The 18,090-nt window shown below is 61.2% G+C and carries 14 protein-coding genes and 2 pseudogenes; 7 read left to right on the plus strand and 9 right to left on the minus strand.

Features of this window, described 5'->3' with window-relative positions; genetic code table 11:
- Window positions 1-52: 52 nt before the first annotated feature.
- Window positions 53-2,380: a protein translocase subunit SecD gene (gene secD / locus C2846_RS13750; protein ID WP_119701696.1), complete on the plus strand. Its 2,328-nt coding sequence runs from the start codon at window positions 53-55 to the stop codon at window positions 2,378-2,380.
- An 18-nt stretch (window positions 2,381-2,398) separates the two neighbouring features.
- Here secD and C2846_RS19175 read toward each other — a convergent pair.
- From C2846_RS19175 to C2846_RS13760, 3 genes and pseudogenes are all read right to left on the minus strand, one after another.
- Window positions 2,399-2,887, minus strand: a pseudogene (locus C2846_RS19175) (methyl-accepting chemotaxis protein); the annotation flags it as partial.
- A gap of 747 nt (window positions 2,888-3,634) precedes the next feature.
- A pseudogene (locus tag C2846_RS19180) lies at window positions 3,635-3,964 on the minus strand (PAS domain-containing protein); the annotation flags it as partial.
- 69 nt (window positions 3,965-4,033) lie between these two features.
- Window positions 4,034-5,230, minus strand: coding sequence for a YbfB/YjiJ family MFS transporter (locus tag C2846_RS13760; protein ID WP_119701698.1), 1,197 nt, complete (start codon window positions 5,228-5,230; stop codon window positions 4,034-4,036).
- Window positions 5,231-5,360: 130 nt separating this feature from the next.
- On the opposite strand from C2846_RS13760, the gene C2846_RS13765 reads away from it, so the two are divergent.
- Window positions 5,361-5,900, plus strand: a complete 540-nt coding sequence (locus C2846_RS13765) for a PadR family transcriptional regulator (protein ID WP_119701699.1) — start codon at window positions 5,361-5,363, stop codon at window positions 5,898-5,900.
- A gap of 2 nt (window positions 5,901-5,902) precedes the next feature.
- Here the strand turns inward: C2846_RS13765 and C2846_RS13770 are convergent, their stop codons facing one another.
- The 4 genes from C2846_RS13770 to norR form a co-directional block, all read right to left on the minus strand.
- Window positions 5,903-6,862 (minus strand): NAD(P)H-dependent flavin oxidoreductase, encoded by a 960-nt coding sequence (locus C2846_RS13770; RefSeq protein WP_080051153.1) that lies wholly within the window; start codon window positions 6,860-6,862, stop codon window positions 5,903-5,905.
- A 28-nt stretch (window positions 6,863-6,890) separates the two neighbouring features.
- Window positions 6,891-7,325 (minus strand): nuclear transport factor 2 family protein, encoded by a 435-nt coding sequence (locus C2846_RS13775; RefSeq protein ID WP_080051154.1) that lies wholly within the window; start codon window positions 7,323-7,325, stop codon window positions 6,891-6,893.
- Window positions 7,326-7,504: 179 nt separating this feature from the next.
- On the minus strand, window positions 7,505-8,887 hold the full coding sequence (hemN, locus tag C2846_RS13780) for an oxygen-independent coproporphyrinogen III oxidase (RefSeq protein ID WP_119701700.1): 1,383 nt from the start codon (window positions 8,885-8,887) through the stop codon (window positions 7,505-7,507).
- Between the two features lie 106 nt (window positions 8,888-8,993).
- On the minus strand, window positions 8,994-10,529 hold the full coding sequence (norR, locus tag C2846_RS13785) for a nitric oxide reductase transcriptional regulator NorR (RefSeq protein ID WP_119701701.1): 1,536 nt from the start codon (window positions 10,527-10,529) through the stop codon (window positions 8,994-8,996).
- Between the two features lie 150 nt (window positions 10,530-10,679).
- On the opposite strand from norR, the gene ytfE reads away from it, so the two are divergent.
- Window positions 10,680-11,336 (plus strand): iron-sulfur cluster repair protein YtfE, encoded by a 657-nt coding sequence (gene ytfE / locus C2846_RS13790; protein WP_119701702.1) that lies wholly within the window; start codon window positions 10,680-10,682, stop codon window positions 11,334-11,336.
- 6 nt (window positions 11,337-11,342) lie between these two features.
- Here the strand turns inward: ytfE and C2846_RS13795 are convergent, their stop codons facing one another.
- Window positions 11,343-11,777 carry a hypothetical protein gene (locus tag C2846_RS13795; protein ID WP_119701703.1) on the minus strand — a complete coding sequence of 145 codons (435 nt, stop codon included), beginning with the start codon at window positions 11,775-11,777 and terminating at the stop codon, window positions 11,343-11,345.
- A 140-nt stretch (window positions 11,778-11,917) separates the two neighbouring features.
- Here C2846_RS13795 and C2846_RS13805 point away from each other — a divergent pair, with 140 nt between their 5' ends.
- The 4 genes from C2846_RS13805 (at window position 11,918) to C2846_RS13820 (ending at window position 17,039) form a co-directional block, all read left to right on the plus strand.
- Window positions 11,918-13,069, plus strand: coding sequence for an NnrS family protein (locus C2846_RS13805; protein WP_119701704.1), 1,152 nt, complete (start codon window positions 11,918-11,920; stop codon window positions 13,067-13,069).
- Window positions 13,070-13,156: 87 nt separating this feature from the next.
- Window positions 13,157-13,906, plus strand: coding sequence for a Crp/Fnr family transcriptional regulator (locus C2846_RS13810; RefSeq protein ID WP_119701705.1), 750 nt, complete (start codon window positions 13,157-13,159; stop codon window positions 13,904-13,906).
- A 21-nt stretch (window positions 13,907-13,927) separates the two neighbouring features.
- Window positions 13,928-14,296: a YbaN family protein gene (locus C2846_RS13815; protein WP_119701706.1), complete on the plus strand. Its 369-nt coding sequence runs from the start codon at window positions 13,928-13,930 to the stop codon at window positions 14,294-14,296.
- 73 nt (window positions 14,297-14,369) lie between these two features.
- Window positions 14,370-17,039: a nitrate/nitrite transporter gene (locus C2846_RS13820; RefSeq protein WP_119701707.1), complete on the plus strand. Its 2,670-nt coding sequence runs from the start codon at window positions 14,370-14,372 to the stop codon at window positions 17,037-17,039.
- 54 nt (window positions 17,040-17,093) lie between these two features.
- Here C2846_RS13820 and moaA read toward each other — a convergent pair whose 3' ends face one another.
- The gene (moaA, locus tag C2846_RS13825) at window positions 17,094-18,086 is read right to left on the minus strand and encodes a GTP 3',8-cyclase MoaA (protein ID WP_119701708.1); all 993 of its coding nucleotides are present in this window, start codon (window positions 18,084-18,086) and stop codon (window positions 17,094-17,096) included.
- Between the last annotated feature and the right edge of the window lie 4 nt (window positions 18,087-18,090).

Genomic DNA, 18,090 nt, shown 5'->3' on the forward strand with positions numbered 1-18,090 from the left:
GCAGTTTTACCCCCTTTACGCGAATAAACGACGCCAACGTCGAGGATTAGTCATGAAATCATTGTCTTCACGGGCTGTTATCTACAGTCTGTTGATTCTGTTTGGGCTGCTGTGCGCCATGCCCAACATCCTGCCGACACAGCTGTCACAGCGGCTACCGGCCTGGTACACCGACAACACCCTGGCCCTGGGGCTGGATCTGAGTGGTGGCTCGCATCTGTTGCTGGAAGTCGATACCCAGGAATTGCTGATCAATGCCGAAAAGGCCCAGGGCAGCGAACTTAGTGCTACCCAGCGCCAGGCGCTGACCAGTGACGCGGTCGAGCGCAGCCTAGAGGTAGTACGGCGCCGGCTGGACGAAAGCGGTCTGGTCGAACCCAGCATCACCCGTCAGGGCAACGACGGCATTCTGGTGCAGATGCCGGGCGTGGCCGACCCCAGCCAGATCCGCGAACTGCTCGGCACCACCGCCAAAATGACCTTCCACTGGGTGGTCGATGGCGAGCGCCCCAACGGCCCGGTCATGATTGTAGCGGGCGATGCCGAAGGCAGTTCCTATCGGCTGGAGCAACGGGTAGCACTGGAAGGCAAACACATCAGCGATGCCCAACTGGCGTTCAACCCTGACAGCGGCCAACCGGTGGTTACTTTTAAGCTCGACAAGGACGGCGCCCGACGCTTCGCCGATCTGACCCAGCGTAATATCGGCCGACCGCTGGCCATCGTGCTGGATGAGCAGGTCATCACTGCCCCGGTGATTCGCAGCGTGATCGCCGGTGGCAGTGGCGAAATCAGTGGCAACTTTACTTCCAGCGAAGCCAGCAACCTGGCATTGCTGCTGCGTGCCGGCGCCTTGCCTGCCCCGCTGAAAGTGATCGAGGAGCGCACTGTTGGCCCGGACCTGGGCAGTGATGCCATCTCCATGGGCATCAGCACCGGACTACTCGGCGCGGCTTTAGTGATCGGCTTCATGCTGGCGATCTATGGCCGCTGGGGCCTGATCGCCTGCGCCGGCCTGGCAGTCAATGTCGGATTGGTTTTTGGCGCTCTGACCCTGCTCGGTGCGACCCTGACGCTGCCAGGCATAGCCGGGATTATCCTCAGCATCGGCATGGCGGTGGACGCCAATATTCTGATCAATGAACGCATCCGCGAAGAGGCCCGGCGCGGCAAGTCGGCGATGCTGGCCCTGCGTGAAGGCTTCGACCGCGCCTACGCCACCATTCTCGACTCCAACGTGACCACCCTGATCGCCGTCAGCCTGCTGTTCATGTTCGGCAGCGGACCGGTGCGCGGTTTTGCCGTAACTATCGGCATTGGTCTTTTGACCTCAATGTTCACCGCCATTGCCGTAACCCGGCTGCTGATGGAGTGGCGGGTGCGCAAGCTTGGTCGCCGGCCGTTGGTAATGTCAGGCATGCGGCTGCTGGACTGGTTCAACGGTCGGCCGCTGAATGTGATGCGCGGACGCTTTTTCGGGATTGGCCTGTCACTGCTGCTGTCTCTGGCTTCGGTTGTGCTGTTCGTCAAACCCGGGCTCAACTACGGGATCGATTTCAGCGGCGGTACTGTGGTTGAGGTCAACGCGCCGGGAACAGCGGTAGACCAGCTACGCACTGCCCTGCAGCAGCAAGGGCTGGGCCAGGTAGCAATTCAGGAGTTCGGCGATGGCGGGCACTATCTGGTCCGGCTGCCGCAAACGAGTGCCGAGCAGGTGGCCAGCGGCGCACCGGTCGACACCCTGAAAAGCACCGTCCAGAGTCTCAGCGACCAGGCCAGTTTCCCTCGGGTGGAGATGGTCGGCCCCAGGGTCAGCGGAGACTTCAGCCAGGCCAGTATTCTTGCCGTGCTACTCGCCGGCGCCGGGATGCTCGGTTATCTGTGGCTACGCTTCGAGTATCACTTCGCCCTGGCCGCAACCCTGACCATCGCCCTGGATCTGACCAAAACCATCGGTTTCTTCGCCCTGACCGGGATCGAGTTCAACCTGACGGCGGTAGCGGCGCTGCTGGCCTTGATCGGCTATTCGATCAACGACAAAGTGGTGGTATTCGACCGGGTGCGGGAGAACCTGCGACAAACACCGGACAAGCCATTACTGGAGTTGCTCAACCAGAGCATCACCTCGACCCTGACCCGTACGCTGTTTACTTCGGTGACCACCTTCCTGGCCTTGTTGCCGATGGCCATCGCCGGCGGCAGCGCGGTGGCCAGTTTTGCCCAGCCAATGCTGTTCGGGATTGTCATCGGCACCAGTTCGTCAATCCTGATCGCCGCGCCGATCCTGTATTTCCTCGGTCAACGGCGCAACCGCCAAGGGCTGAGCCAGTTGCGGCCCAGCGCCGAGGAACTGAAGAAACAACTGGAGGCTATTCCCTGAAAACATTGACGGGCAGGTTCAGCTGTTGAACCTGTCCGTCAGGTTGTGCAGATCGGCCGCCGTACGCTCCAGTGACTGCCCCCGATTACCAGTATCGCGGGCCATCTCCAGGCTCTGGTCAGCGGCTTGGGCGATTCTGCTAATCTGCTCGGAGATATCTTCGGCGACTGCACTTTGCTCTTCCGCCGCGGCCGCCATCTGCTGAGTCATCTGCGAGATGCGTTCCATCACCGCGTCGATACCACGCAGAGCTTCCTGGGTCAGGGTTACCTGCTCAACCCCCTTCTCCGCCTCAAGATCACCACTGCGCGCTACATCCACAGCCTCCTGGGCACGCTGACGCAAATTGCCAATCACCGACTTGATCGACTCGGTCGAGTCGCGGGTTTTCTGGGCCAAAGCGCGCACCTCATCGGCAACCACAGCGAATCCCCGGCCCTGCTCCCCGGCTCTTGCTGCCTCAATGGCGGCATTGAGCGCCAGCAAATTGGTCTGGTCGGCAATCGACTGGATCAGACTGGCGGCGGTATTGATATGTTCGGTTTCCGCCGCCACGCTGGCGGCGGCCTGATTGATGCGCTCGACGGTCTCGGCCAGGGCGGAAATCGCCCGCAACGTCGTTTCGGCGACTTGGGCACCATCACGTACCAGTCGCCTGGCGTTCTCAGCCTCGCCGGCGGTCTGCTGCACATGATTGGAGACTTCATGAATGGAGGCCGCCATTTCGTTCATCGCCGTAGCCGCCTGGTCCGCTTCCTGACGCTGGGCCTCCAGTGCCACCGTGGTACGGGTCGCCAGGCTACAGGCCTGACTGGCACCACTGCTGGTTTGCGCTGCATAATCGGACAGTCGCGTCAGGGCTGTGCGAATACGCGCAGCCTCGCTGATCAGCACCATGCGCAGGCGACCGATCATGCCGTCATCATTGGCAAAGGCCAGTGCCGCGATCTCGTTATCAAACGCATTGGGAATACTGTGCATGGCCTCGGCTACCGCCCGCTCTGACAGCCACAGGGTCAGGTAGCCACCCAGCAATACGGCAATCGCCGCTACCGCTCCCAGCGGCCAGGTACCGCGCCAACCGATCACCAGCAAGGCAATCAGCGCAACAACCAGCGCCGGCACCAGTTTTTGCAGCAGATGCTGGGTTTCCAATACATGGCTGTGGGCCGGCTTGCCACTGCGAATCCGCTTGTAGAGTGCCTCGGCGCGCTGCACCCGATCACGAGCCGGCAGGGTGCGTACCGACTCAAAGCCGATGACCTTGCCCTGCTCAACAATCGGCGTGACATAGGCCTCGACCCAGTAGTAGTCGCCATTCTTGCAGCGGTTCTTGACGATGCCCATCCAGGTCTTGCCGGCCTTGAGATAGGACCACATGTTCTCGTAGACCGCAGGCGGCATGTCCGGGTGGCGGACGATATTGTGCGGGCTGCCGATCAATTCTTCGCGATTGAAGCCGCTGATGGCGACGAATTCATCATTGCAGTAAACGATCTTGCCGACGGTGTCGGTGGCGGAAATCAGGCGCTGTTTGGCGTCGAACGTCCTTTCGCGGTCAGTGACCGGCTGATTGTTGCGCATGGCGAGTTCCCTTCGTGAAGAACACTGTTCTCCAGTGTAGATCGCCTGTTACAACGCGCCAGCCGAGCCTCAATCCGGGCAGACAGCCGTCACGCATGCATCACGCCGCTCGACCCATTTCAGGCCCACCAGCAGCACAGCGCCCAGCAACATTACCGCCGCAGCGCACCAGAGCCCGATGGTGTAGCCCCCAAAGCGGGTGGCCAGCACGCCGACCAGAGCCGGGCCGATAATCTGCGCAACGCCATAAGCCAGAGTCATGCGCCCCATCATGCGCGCCGGGCGTGTCGGGTAATAACGCCCGGCCATGGTCAGCACCAGGCTGACCATACCGATGAAGGTCGCGCCGAACAGCCAGGCCCCGGTCAGCGCTGCCCACAGGCTGTGCTGCAGCACCGGCAACAGGATACCCAGCACCTGCAGCAGCGCGGCCAGGATCAAGGCATTCAGCTCACCCGTACGCCGCGCGACCAGATCCCAGAGAATGCAAGCCGGAGCCGCACCAATGCCAAGCAGCAGGAAAGCCAGATTGCCGCGCCCGCCCAGCCCCGGCAGTTGCTCGACGATGGCGACAATGAAAGTGGCACTGACCACATAGCCCACACCGGTACAGAAATACGCCGCCATGAACACCTGCAAATACAGCCGGCTTGGCGGATTGTCGGGCATCGCCGCACCGGTGGTGGTCTTGCCGCTGGTATCCGGCGGCGGCAGCCAGCGCAGCGCCGGCACCGCCAGCAACAGCCCGAACAGGGTCAGCATCAGCCATTGCTCACGCCAGTCAAGCCATTGATCGAGCAGACCAACCAGCGCTGCACACAGGGCAATACCCAGCCCAATGCCGGCGAAATGAATACCCAGCTCACTACGCAAGCCATGACGCATCAGCCAGTTGAGAATCAGTGCGCTGCCCAGCAACATGCCGGCGGCGCTGCTCAGACCAGCGACAAAACGCGACAACGCCCAGACCCACAGCTGGGTGCTGAGCGCCATGACCAGGGTACTGAGGATCGCGACCAGAATGCCCCAGCGATACAGCCGGTCTTTCAGGCGCAGGTCACTGATCAGCGAGGCCAGCAGTGCCCCACACAAATAACCGACATAGTTGATCGCCGCCAGCCAACCGGCATCAGCCAGCCCCAGGCCAGCCTGGGACTGCATTAGCGGCAGCAGCGGAGTGTAGGCGAAGCGCGCCACACCGAGCGTCAGCAATAAGCTGAAAATACCGGCGCAGAGCACTCGCATACGTTGAGTGGCAAGTGTCATGGGGCGAGTATGCCGATGCCAGTCAGGTCTTACCAGTAGCAGCAACGGATCTGATGACCATAACAGTTCACCTGAGTGGCGGTCTTAAAGCATCCGTTGACACCCTTCAGGCCCCGGCTAGAATGCGCTCATGTCTATCCAACACGCCCTGCTTACCTCCCTGCTGGAACAGCCCTCAACCGGCTATGAACTGGCCAATCGCTTCGATCGCTCAATCGGCTATTTCTGGCAGGCCAGCCATCAGCAGATCTACCGTGAACTGGCGCGCATGGCCCGTAGTGGCTGGGTGCAGGTCGAGGAGCAGGACAATGGCGGCAAGCGCCGGCGCAAGGTCTACCGGGTGCTACCGGACGGACGTGAAGAGTTGATTCGCTGGGCGCGCAGCCCGGAGCTGTCACTGAACAATACCCAGGATTTGCTGGTAAAACTGCGAGCTGAAGCTGTAATAGGTCCGCTGGGGCTGGACGCCGAGCTGCAGCAACTGATTGAGCAGCATCAGGCACGGCTGGAGGTTTACCGCGAAATCGAGCAGCGCGACTTTGCCGCCGCCAATCTGAGCAGGGCCCAACAACTGCAATATGCCATTTTGCGCAAGGGCATCATGACCGAGGAAAACTGGCTGGCCTGGGCGCAGCAGGTTTTGCCCCTGCTGCGCCAAAACCAGCCATAGGATTACAGCGCCAGACGTTCCCGCGCGGCCTGATACTCGCGCTTGAGCCGCTCAACCAGTTGTGCCGCCGGCACTACTTCCTTGACTGCACCAACCCCTTGACCAGCCCCCCAGATATCGCGCCAGGCCTTGGACTTGCTGCTGCCGCCGGAACCAAAGCTCATCTTCGACGGATCCGACTCAGGCAGGCTCTCCGGATCCAGACCGCTGTTGACGATGCTCTGGCGCAGGTAGTTGCCGTGTACCCCGGTGAAGAGGTTGGAGTAGACGATGTCCTCGGCGCTACTGGCAACGATCATGTCCTTGTAGGCCTGGTCGGCATGGGCTTCTTCAGTGGCAATGAAGGCTGAGCCGATGTAGGCCAGATCGGCCCCGGCGGCCTGGGCTGCCAGCACCGCATTGCCGTTGGCAATCGAGCCGGACAGCAGCAGCGGGCCGTCGAACCACTCGCGAATTTCCTGGATCAGCGCGAACGGCGACTGGGTACCGGCATGCCCGCCGGCACCGGCGGCTACCGCGATCAGGCCATCGGCGCCTTTCTCGATGGCCTTCTTGGCGAACTTGTTGTTGATGATGTCGTGCAGCACGATGCCACCATAGGCGTGAACCCGCTGATTCAGATCCTCACGGGCACCCAGCGAGGTGATGATGATCGGCACCTTGTACTTCTCGCACAGCGCCAGGTCGTGCTCCAGCCGGTCATTGGACTTGTGCACGATCTGGTTGACCGCAAACGGCGCGGCCGGTTTGTCCGGGTTTTGCGCGTTGTATTCGTCCAGCTCGCGAGTAATGCGCTCCAGCCACTCTTCCAGCACCGGTCCGGGACGCGCATTGAGCGCCGGGAACGAGCCAACCACCCCGGCCTTGCACTGGGCAATTACCAGATCAGGGTTGGAAATGATGAACAGCGGCGAGCAGACCGCCGGCAACGACAGATTTTGCAGAATTGCGGGAAGAGCCATGAAGCCTCCGGAAACAGGTGGAAATTGATCAGGCCTGGCCAGCCAGAATCGCCTTGTAGGGCTCCATGCGCCGGGCCATTTCCGCACCCAGTGCCTGCAGTCCGCTCAGCGGCCGTACCATGACTTCGAATTCAAGAATCTTGCCCTGGTCATCGAAACGCAGCATGTCGATGCCCTTGAGCGCCTTGCCGTTGACCTCGGCACTGAACTCCAGAACTACGCTGGAGCCGCAGTCACTGACGAAGCTGCGATGATAGCGGAAATTCTCGAAAACCTGATTGACGTTTTTGAGTACCAGCTTGATGGCCGCTCGCCCTGGATAGGGGGTATGGGCTACCGGCGAGCGAAACACGATGTCATCGGCCAGCAACGGGTCCAGCTCTTCCATTGCATTACGTTCGAGAATCCGGTGCCAGGTATCAAGGGTGGCCTGGGCAGCCGGAGCAAGGGTATTGGATGACATGGGCGGCTCCTGTTGTTGGAATATTTATGCAACTGGTTGCATATCAATACCCCAAGCCACCCGATTTTGCAACGGGCACGACCAGCCACTCGTCATTACCAGCGGCCTAGCCGTGTGGTGATCCATGCACACTCATGGATGGCCACACCGCTACGCGACTCGCCATGACGATGCCGGAGCTAAATAATCCGCGAAAACCGCTGATTACCATCAACCTGCTGGTAGGCGTCAAACACCATGCACACCGAGCGCACCAGCAGTCGTCCGGCTGGCAATACTTCGATGTTGTCGACATCCAGCCGGATCAGGCCATCACGGTGCATTTGCTGAAGAATCGGCCAGCAATCGGCAAAATAGCTCTGAAAGTCGATGCCAAAACGCCGCTCGATATCGCTGAAACGCAGTTTGAAATGACAAATGAGCTGGCCGATCACGGCCCGGCGCAGCCGGTCGTCAGCATTGCAGCTTAAGCCGCGCCGGGTCGCCAGCCGGTCCTGATCAAGGCTGTCCTGATAAACCTTGATGTCGGCCGTGTTCTGGCAATACAGATCACCGATCTGACTGATGGATGAAACTCCCAGACCGATCAAATCGCAGTGGCCATGGGTGGTGTAGCCCTGGAAGTTGCGCTGCAGCTCACCCGATTCCTGGGCCAGGCTCAGGGAATCGTCGGGTAAGGCAAAATGGTCCATGCCGATATACCGGTAGCCGGCATCGGTCAACTGCCGGATGCTGGTTTCCAGCATCTGCAGCTTGGCTTCGGGGCTGGGCAGATCGGCCGCGTTGATCCGCCGCTGCGGCGGAAAACGTTCGGGCAGATGAGCGTAGTTGAATACCGACAACCGATCCGGCTTGAGCGCGATGATCGCCTCCACGGTCTTGGCAAAACTCTCCGGGCTCTGCTTGGGCAGGCCGTAGATCAGATCGATGTTGATCGAGCGGTATTCCAGTGTGCGCGCCGCATCCATTACCGCCTGGGTCTGTTCAGGGCTTTGCAGCCGGTTGACCGCCCGCTGCACTTCGGGATCCAGATCCTGGACCCCGAAACTGACCCGGTTGAAGCCAATTTCACGCAACATGCCCATGGTCGACCAGTCCGCCTCGCGCGGGTCGATCTCGATACTGTAGTCGCCGATATCATCATCATGCAGGTTGAAATGCGCCCGCAGCTTGGCCATCAGCCCACGCAGTTCCTCATGACCAAGGAATGTGGGCGTGCCGCCGCCGAAATGCAGTTGTTCAACCTGCTGGTCCGGATCGGCATGGGCCGAGATCAGCTCGATCTCGCGGAACAGGCTCTTGAGGTAAGGCTGAGAGCGGCTGCGGTCCTTGGTAATGACCTTGTTGCAGGCGCAGTAGTAGCAGATGTTGGCGCAGAACGGCACATGCACGTACAGCGACAGCGGCCGGCGCGCAAAGCGGCTGCCTTCCAGCGCCTGAAGCAGATCGGCAGGCTCAACACCATCATGAAACTGCACAGCGGTAGGATAGGAGGTATAGCGCGGCCCTGCGGTATCGTAACGACGGATGAGTTCGGCATCCCAGCGGATGGTATTGAACATGGGAGGACGCTCCGAATGTATGACTCTGATGTCGTACAGCCTACCGCCAGCGCCGTGCCGACACCTTGACGCATATCAACGGTGCACCACTTGCCTGGACCACCGGTCACTCACCAAGGCTTTTCAGCCCCAGCCGCCGAGCCAGCTTGTGCAGGTTGCTCGGGTCCAGATCCAGCATTCGCGCCGCGGCGCTCCAGTTGCCATCGGTCACCGCCAGTGCCCGGCGAATCTGCTCGCGCTGACAACTGTCCACGCTGATACGCATGGGCTGCACACCCGCAGGAGCCGCGCCAGCACTGCGTTCGTCCCTGAGCGTCGGAGCGATACTGGCCGGCACATCCAATACTGCCGCGTCCAGGACCAGCATGGCCTGGCGCGAGCCTTCACGCCCAAGCGCCCGGATCGCTGCACGGCTGATCACATGCTCAAGCTCACGCACATTGCCGGGCCAGTCATAGGCCAGTAGCGCCTGCTCGGCATCGCTGGCCAGACGCAGGCTACGTACGCCCAGACGCGCCCGGTTGAGTTCAAGAAAGCGCCCGGCCAGCAGCAGGACGTCATTACCGCGCTCACGCAAGGCCGGGATCGGCACCGGGTAGACCGAAAGCCGGTGATAAAGATCAGCCCTGAAGTCGCCCTTGGCCACCGAGTCGGCCAGGTTACGGTTGGTGGCTGCGATGATACGCACATCAACCCGCAGCGGCTGGTCAGCGCCCAAACGCTGAATTTCGCCATTTTGCAGGGTTCTCAGCAGCTTGGCCTGGACACTCAGAGGCAACTCACCCACCTCATCGAGAAACAGGGTGCCGCCGTCAGCGGCATCGAATCGGCCACTTCGATCGTTGGCCGCCCCGGAGAATGCGCCTTTGACATGACCGAACAGCTCGCTTTCGGCCAGCGACTCCGGCAGCGCCGCACAGTTGACCTGAACCAACGGCTTATCCGCACGCGCCGAGTGGCGATGCAGCCAATGGGCAAACAACTCCTTGCCCACCCCGGTTTCGCCACTCAACAGTACCGGCAAGTCTGAATCGGCCACCACTGCCAGCTCCTCGAGCAAGCGGGTAAGCGCCGGGCTCTGACCGACAATGCCATGCTCGAAGCGACCAGGCAGCGTCTCGGGCGCAGCCACCCGGTCCAGGCGCAAGGCCCGGTTTTCCTGCTCCAGGCGTGTTACCCGCAGTAGCGCTTCAACCAGCGGCAACAACTCCTGAAGACGCAACCTGGCCTGTTCGTCAAAGGTGCCTGCACGCAGTGCGTCAAAGGTCAGAGCCCCCCACAACTCACCTTCCACATACAGACTGACCCCCATGCAATCGTGTACCGGCAGCGGTGCACCGGGGCTGTCGTCGAGCAAGCCGTCATAGGGATCCGGTAGCGGGCTGCCCGGCTCGAACCAGGTCGGCTCACGGCGCGACAGCAAGGCTGCCAGACGTGGATGGCGCGCAATCTCGAAACGCCGGCCCAGCGCATCCTGCACCAGTCCCACCGCCGCCAGAGGCCGCAGGCAGTCATCTTCGCGCTGTAGCAGCACCACCGCGCCACAGGCAAACGCCTCGCGCAATACGTGCACCAGGCGCTGCAAACGTACCGCAGCGGGCAGATCCGCAACCAGGTCAGGTAAAAGCAGCTTGTCGATCATGGTTCAATTTACCCTATGACGGTCAAATAAACCCTACTTTTGATGGGTAATAATGACCATAAAAATTAAAATACCCATAAATATCAATAAGTTAAATACTGGCACAGAGATTGCCTTGGTTCAGTTAGATCCACTGAACGGAGCAAGTGCATGAACATCGACTACCTCAACAGCCCTTTGGGCGATCTGGCCCGCAGTATTCCCGGCGCCACCAAGGTATTTCACGACTACCGCCTGGACTTCTGCTGCAATGGTCATCGAACCCTGGCCGAAGCCAGTGCCCGCAAAGGCCTGGAGCCAGATGCCGTGATCAATGAATTGCAGCGCCTGAGCGCCGGCCCCGGCGATGCCCAGGACTGGAGCAGCGCCAGTGCCGCGCAACTGATTGATCACATTCTGCATCGCTATCATGCCCGGCACCGCGAGCAACTGCCGGAACTGATTCGCCTGGCCCGCCGGGTCGAACAGGTACATGGTGACCGGCCCGAGTGCCCCAACGGCCTGGCCGATCATCTGTGCGCCATGCTTCAGGAACTGGAAAGCCACATGCTGAAAGAGGAGCAGATCCTGTTCCCGTTATTGGCCCGCGGGCATGCCGCCATGGCCTCCGGCCCCATCAGCGTGATGCGCTTCGAGCATGAGCAGCATGGCGATGCGCTCGAAGGGGTTATCAACCTGACCAACGACATCACCCCGCCACCCGGCGCCTGCAACACCTGGCAGGCGCTGTACCGTGGGTTGGAAGAACTGCGCCAGGACCTGATGCAACACATTCATCTGGAAAACAACATCCTGTTCCAGGCCTGACCGGCGTTACAGCACGAACATTGCCTTGGCACAGATAACCAGCAGCACGGCATGCAGCAACAGACTGACGTTCAGCCAGTGCATGCCGCGCTCGGCAATCAACTGGCGGCGGCGCAACACGATCAACGCCACGTAATGACCGATGATCAGCAGCGCCAGCAGAATTTTAAGACTCAGCAGCGTGCCGAAGGTGGTCGCCAGCGGGTCGGCCAGCAACCGCCGATAGGGCCAGGCCAGGGCGATACCCGCGCCATACAGCAGCAAGGCCACCCAATGGATGACATGACGCGCACGCTGGCCCAGCAACTCTGCTAGTCTGGTTCGGCTGGCTGGCTCCAGTTCGCGCGCAGCAGGCCAGAGAATCAGAACCTGGAAAAACAGTGTGCCGATGAAGGCGATAGCCATCAGCAAATGCAGGCTCTTGAGTAGCAGATAGGTCATTGTTCGGGTCCGTCGGCCATGGCTGGTTTCAGCTTACTAGAAGTACCTCCCGAATAAAGGCTGCTACCGAGGTACCCCCAAGGACATATTGTCGCACTCGTCCCCAGGGTCGAGCATGCAACCATAGCAAGGAGATTTCCATGGCCCTATTCGGTCTGGGCTTTCGCCCCTTTTTTCTGGCCGGCAGCCTGTACGCCGCACTGGCGGTCCCCTTGTGGATCGCCGCCCTGTTCGGCCTGATCGACTGGCAGCCGGCCGGTGGCTGGCTGGCCTGGCACCGACATGAAATGCCCTTCGGCTTCGCCGTGGCCATTGTGGCCGGTTTTCTGCTGACTGCCGTGCAGAACTGGACCGGCATCGCTGGCCTGGCCGGGCGTCCTCTGGCACTCCTGGCCGGGCTGTGGCTGGCTGCCCGCCTCGCCTGGCTGGTCGGCGCGCCCAACTGGTTGCTGATCCCCCTGGACCTGATCTTCCTGCCGGCCGTGGCGATCGTGCTTGGCCTGCGTCTGTGGCAAGTGCGTCAGGTACGCAATTACCCGATCGTGCTGGTGCTCGGCCTGCTGACACTGTGCAATCTGATCAGCCTGATCGGCCTGGAACGCAGCGATCACGGCCTGCAACGCCAAGGCGCGCTGGCGGCCATCTGGTTAATTGCCGCGCTGATCGGCCTGATCGGTGGCCGGGTCATCCCATTCTTCACCAGTCGCGGGCTGGGGCTGAACGCCCAGGTCACGGCCTGGCCCTGGCTTGATCATGCCCTGTTGCTCGGCGGCTTGTTGCTGGCACTGTTGATACTCAGCGGTATCGGACTGGTTGCCGCTCCCTGGCAAGCCGTACTGTTTCTGGTGTTGGCCGCGGGACACCTGATTCGCCTGCTGCGCTGGCATCACCCGGGCATCTGGCACGTGCCGCTGCTCTGGTCCCTGCACCTGGCTTATGCCTGGCTGGTGCTGGCCCTGCTGGTCAACGGCTTCTGGCATCTGGGCTGGCGTCCCGGCTTCAGCCAGGGCCTGCATCTGCTGACCATCGGGGCCATGGCCGGCATGATTCTGGCCATGATTGCCAGAGTCAGTCTCGGCCACACAGGCCGGCCGCTGCAGCCACCCGTCAGCATGGGAGTGGCCTTCGCCCTGCTCAATCTGGCGGTACCACTGCGCGTCTGGCTGGCGCCCAGTCAGCCGCTGGCCGGTTTCTGGCTGAGTAGCCTGTGCTGGACAGCAGCCTTTGTCCTGTTTCTCTGCCATTACGCACCCATGCTCTGGGCCCCACGTGCAGATGGAAAGCCAGGCTGAGCTGCGAACCGGTTACCTCTTTGGGGGCATGGCTTGATGGCCGTCAAGAATTTACTCTGAAACTCTGCCTTCGATGATGGAACGCTCATGCCACTCAGCAAACCGCAGCGCCTGCAGGTCCTCCACCACCCACTGCTGGCTCATTTCAGCCCCGCAGTGCAAGACCAGCTGCTGGCCGACGCTCACTACCGTGAGTATCACTCCCACGCGCAGATTCTGCGCCAGAGCGATCCTGCCGAGCGTTTCTTCATGGTGCTGGAGGGCCGCGTCAAGCTGTACCGCATATCTGCCGACGGCAAGGAAAAGGTGGTGGAAATCATCCAGCCGGGCCACACCTTTGCTGAAGCGGTGATGTTCATGCGCAAGTCGGTCTATCCGGTCTGCGCCGAAACCCTGGATGCGGTCAAACTGGTCGCCTTCTCCAACCGCCTGATGCTGCATCACTTGCAGGAAAACCCGCAAACCTGTCTGCACCTGCTAGGCCACCTGAGCATTCGCCTGCATCAACGCCTGGACGAACTGGAAAATCTGACGCTGCAAAATGCCACTCAACGCCTGGCCCTGTACCTGGCTGGCCAGGTCAAGGACCATTCGCAGGACAGCGCCGCCATCGACCTGATGCTGCCCAAGGGTCTGATCGCCGCGCGGCTGTCGATCAAGCCGGAAACCCTGTCACGGGCCATGGCCAACCTGCGCGAACGCGGGCTGATCGAGAGCAAGGCCCGGCATATCCGGATTCCCAGCCTGTCACGGCTGCTTAACGAATTCTCCCAGGGAGACTGCTCGAACGTTCCAGCAGACTCTGGAAAGCCTATACTTTGCAGCGACAGATCCTGACCCGGAGAACCAACCCCACCCATGTTCTGGTTTTGGCGCACCCTGGCCTCCCTGTGTCTCGGCCTGGCTACCCTGGGCGTAGTACTGCCCGGCCTGCCGACCACGCCCTTTCTTCTGGTAGCGGCCTGGGCTGGCGCTCGCGGCTGGCCAGAACTGGAAGCCCGCCTGCTCGCCCACCCGCATTACGGTCCGCTGATCCGTAACTGGCGCGAGCACCGGGCTGTTCCGCGCCGGGCCAAATGGCTGGCCAGTACCCTGATGCTCAGCAGCGTGCTGATGATCTGGCTGCTGCCAGCACCACAACTACTGCGCTGGCTGTTGCCGGCCTTCCTGCTGTGCGTCGCGCTGTGGCTTTGGACCCGGCCGGAGCCCTCCAGCCACACTGGATAGATCGCCTGCCTCTACTACAGTTAGACCTGACGGCGTTCATATCTGACTGTGTAATGAAGGAAAGGAGAACTTCATGGCCTTGCCCACCCCTGTGCCACGGAGCCGGCAATATCAGGCTCTGGGCCTGTCCACCCTGGCCTTCACGTTGTGCTTTGCGGTCTGGACGGTGTTTTCCATCATCGGCCTGAGCATGAAAACCGAGTTCGGCCTGAGTGATACCCAGCTCGGCCTGCTAATGGCCACGCCAGTACTGACCGGTTCGATCAGCCGGCTGTTTCTGGGGATCTGGACCGACCGCTATGGCGGCCGCTGGGTATTCGGCCTGCTGATGCTGACCAGCGCCGCCTGCACCTACCTGCTGACCTATGCACAGAATTACCCCATGCTGCTGCTCGGCGCACTGGGTGTAGGCCTGGCAGGGGGCGCCTTCATTGTCGGCGTGACCTACACCGCCGCCTGGTTCGAGCCCGAGCGTCAAGGCACGGCGCTGGGCATCTTCGGCGCCGGCAATGTCGGCGCGGGGGTCACCAACTTCGCCGCCCCCTTTCTGCTGGTCGCCCTCGGCTGGCAGGGAACGGCTCAGGTCTATGCAGCGATCCTGGCCATCATGGGCGTGGTGTTTTTGCTCGCCGCCCGTGAAGACCCTCTGGCCGCCGAACGCAGACAACAAGGCGCGCCGGGAATGCTCGAGCAACTCTCGCCCTTGGCCGACCCCAGGGTCTGGCGCTTCTCGCTGTATTACTTCTTCGTGTTTGGCGCCTTCGTCGCCCTGGCCCTGTGGCTGCCGCACTATCTGATGGGCGTATATAAAGTCGACATCAAGACCGCCGGGATCATTGCCGCGCTTTATACCGTACCTGCCTCGCTGTTTCGCATTCTCGGCGGGGTGCTGTCAGACCGCTACGGCGCCCGCAAGGTCATGTACTGGACCTTTCTGGCTTCGGTAGCCTGCACCTTTGTGCTCAGCTATCCGGCTACCGACTTCATCATCGCTGGCGTTCAGGGCGAGGTTCGCTTTCATCTTGAAATCAGCCTGTATGCCTTCACCGTGCTGATCTTCATCCTCGGATTCTTCATGTCGCTGGGCAAGGCGGCGGTGTTCAAACATATTCCGGTCTACTATCCCAAGCATGTCGGCGCGGTTGGCGGGGTGGTCGGCATGGTTGGGGGGCTGGGCGGTTTTTGCCTGCCACTGACCTTCGGCATGCTCAATGACGTCATCGGCATCTGGCAAAGCAGCTTCATGTTGCTGTTTCTGATCGTCGCTGCGGCACTGGGCTGGATGCACTACAGTATTCGCCGGGCCGAGCGGGTCGAATGGCAAACCCAACAAGTCTCGACCGATCTGCCGGAGCTGGCCACACCCAAGGCCTTTGTGCTGGACGACTGGCGTCCGGAAGATCCAGAGTTCTGGGACACAACGGGGCGACGCATCGCCACTCGCAACCTGTGGATCTCGATCCCCAACCTGTTGCTGGCCTTCGCGGTCTGGACCATCTGGAGCATTCTGGTAGTAAAGCTGCCGGCCCTGGGCTTCAGTTACAGCGCCAACCAGTTGTTTTGGCTGGCCGCCTTACCGGCACTGTCCGGCGCTACCTTACGGATATTCTACAGCTTCATGGTGCCGATCTTCGGTGGTCGGCGCTGGACGGCATTGTCCACCGCCAGCCTGCTGTTGCCCTGCCTGTGGATCGGGGTGGCGGTACAGAATCCGGATACGCCCTATCTGATCATGCTGATCCTGGCCTTGCTGTGCGGTTTTGGCGGTGGCAATTTTGCCTCCAGCATGGCCAATATCAGCTTCTTCTACCCGCAGGCACACAAGGGTGCGGCCATGGGCATGAACGCCGGGCTCGGCAACCTCGGGGTGTCCGCCATGCAGTTGCTGGCACCGCTGGCCATTGCCAGCAGCGTCTTCGGCGGCATGGCCGGTGAGCCGCTGATCATTCAGGAGGGCAGCAACGCTGGCAATCCGGTCTGGCTGCAAAACGCCGCCTTCATCTGGGTGCCGCTGATCGTGGTCGCGGCTCTTGCCGCCTGGTTCGGCATGAACGACATCGCCGACGCCAAGGCCAGCTTCAAGGATCAGGCAGTGATCTTCAAGCGTCAGCACAACTGGCTGATGTGCTGGCTGTATATGGGCATGTTCGGCAGTTTCATCGGTTTTGCCGCCGGCTTCCCGTTGCTGGCTGGCATGCAATTCCCGGAAATGGACCCGGTCAAGTATGCTTTCCTTGGACCTCTGGTTGGCGCTCTGGTACGCCCTGTCGGTGGCGCCATGGCAGACAGGCTCGGTGGCGCGCGGGTCACCCTATGGGCTTTCGTGGTCATGATCGGCGGGGTCATCGGTGTGCTGAGCTTTCTGCCGAGCGACCAAGGGAGTGGCAGCTTCTGGGGCTTCTTTGCCATGTTCCTGCTGTTGTTCGTCTGCTCGGGTATCGGTAACGGCTCGACCTTCCGCATGGTTCCGGTGATTTTCCATGATCTGCTACTGCGCGAGCTGGGCAACGAACGCGCCGAAGAGGCCCAGAAGGCCGCCAACCGTGAATCGGCGGCGGTCATCGGTTTCATCTCGGCGATTGCCGCCTATGGCGGTTTCTTCATCCCCAAGGCCTACGGCAGCTCCATTGAACTCACCGGCAGCGTGGCCGCGGCCTTCATCGGCTTCATCCTGTTCTACGCCAGCTGCATTGCCATAACCTGGTGGTTCTATGCCCGGCGCGGAGCACCCGCGCCGGGCTGAAGGAGGTAAAAAATGGGCCGCTGATGCGGCCCCAAGGGAGATGATCTTTGCCGGTCAGCCACCACTGGCGTTCATGAACCGCAGAATCTGTACCTGATCCACTTCGAACTGGTGACGGGCCGGTTTGAGCTGCATGGCCCGGTCCAGGGCCTGATGAATCGGTGCGTCAGTGGTCGGGTGGCGGCGCACCAGCGCGCGCAGATCAATGGCGTTTTCATGCCCCAGGCACAGCAGCAGTCGACCTTCAGCAGTCAGCCGCACGCGATTGCAACTGGCACAGAAGTTATGCGAGTGCGGCGAGATGAAACCGATACGCGAGTCCGGGTAATCTGCTATCCGCACATAACGGGCCGGGCCACCGGTACTTTCGGTGCTGTCGAGCAAACTGTAGCGTTCAGCGATCCGGACACGGACTTCATCGCTGCTGCACAGTGACTCAGCGCGTGAACGGCCCACTTCGCCCAGTGGCATCTCCTCGATGAAACTGATATCCAGCCCGTGGCTCAGGGCGTAGTCGACCAGCGCCGGGACTTCGTCGGCATTGCGCCCTTTCATCACCACCACATTGAGCTTGATGCGCTCGAAACCCGCACTGCGCGCGGCCTCGATCCCGGCCAACACCTGCGTCAGCTCGCCAGTGCGGGTGATCGCCCGAAAACGGGCGGAGTCGAGGCTATCGAGACTGATGTTGAGGCGTTTGACACCGGCATCGGCCAACGGCCGGGCCAGCTTGACCAGTTGCGAGCCGTTGCTGGTCATAACCAGTTCACGCAAGCCGGGCAGCGCGCTGATGCGCTCACACAGCCCGACAATGCCCTGACGCACCAGCGGCTCGCCGCCGGTCAGGCGGATTTTTTTCACCCCGCGGGCGACGAACAGCCGGGCCAGCCGTTCAATCTCCTCCAGGCTCAAGACCTGCTGGCGTGGCAGAAAGGTCATATCCTCGGCCATGCAGTAGACGCAGCGAAAGTCGCAGCGGTCGGTCACCGACAGCCGCAGATAATCGATACGTCGGCTCAGGCCGTCGATCAGCGCTGCCTCAGTCATGACG

Origin of the sequence: Pseudomonas jilinensis (assembly GCF_003586265.1) — a bacterium.
Lineage (GTDB): Bacteria > Pseudomonadota > Gammaproteobacteria > Pseudomonadales > Pseudomonadaceae > Halopseudomonas > Halopseudomonas phragmitis.

Excerpts from the sequence above, each read along its gene's own strand:
- moaA (WP_119701708.1), bottom strand. The coding sequence starts at position 18,086 with ATGACTGAGGCAGCGCTGATCGACGGCCTGAGCCGACGTATCGATTAT.
- C2846_RS13795 (WP_119701703.1), bottom strand. The coding sequence starts at position 11,777 with ATGACCTATCTGCTACTCAAGAGCCTGCATTTGCTGATGGCTATCGCC.
- C2846_RS13810 (WP_119701705.1), top strand. The coding sequence starts at position 13,157 with ATGCCACTCAGCAAACCGCAGCGCCTGCAGGTCCTCCACCACCCACTG.
- ytfE (WP_119701702.1), top strand. The coding sequence starts at position 10,680 with ATGAACATCGACTACCTCAACAGCCCTTTGGGCGATCTGGCCCGCAGT.
- C2846_RS13805 (WP_119701704.1), top strand. The coding sequence starts at position 11,918 with ATGGCCCTATTCGGTCTGGGCTTTCGCCCCTTTTTTCTGGCCGGCAGC.
- secD (WP_119701696.1), top strand. The coding sequence starts at position 53 with ATGAAATCATTGTCTTCACGGGCTGTTATCTACAGTCTGTTGATTCTG.
- C2846_RS13770 (WP_080051153.1), bottom strand. The coding sequence starts at position 6,862 with ATGGCTCTTCCCGCAATTCTGCAAAATCTGTCGTTGCCGGCGGTCTGC.
- C2846_RS13765 (WP_119701699.1), top strand. The coding sequence starts at position 5,361 with ATGTCTATCCAACACGCCCTGCTTACCTCCCTGCTGGAACAGCCCTCA.
- norR (WP_119701701.1), bottom strand. The coding sequence starts at position 10,529 with ATGATCGACAAGCTGCTTTTACCTGACCTGGTTGCGGATCTGCCCGCT.
- C2846_RS13815 (WP_119701706.1), top strand. The coding sequence starts at position 13,928 with ATGTTCTGGTTTTGGCGCACCCTGGCCTCCCTGTGTCTCGGCCTGGCT.
- C2846_RS13760 (WP_119701698.1), bottom strand. The coding sequence starts at position 5,230 with ATGACACTTGCCACTCAACGTATGCGAGTGCTCTGCGCCGGTATTTTC.
- C2846_RS13775 (WP_080051154.1), bottom strand. The coding sequence starts at position 7,325 with ATGTCATCCAATACCCTTGCTCCGGCTGCCCAGGCCACCCTTGATACC.
- C2846_RS13820 (WP_119701707.1), top strand. The coding sequence starts at position 14,370 with ATGGCCTTGCCCACCCCTGTGCCACGGAGCCGGCAATATCAGGCTCTG.
- hemN (WP_119701700.1), bottom strand. The coding sequence starts at position 8,887 with ATGTTCAATACCATCCGCTGGGATGCCGAACTCATCCGTCGTTACGAT.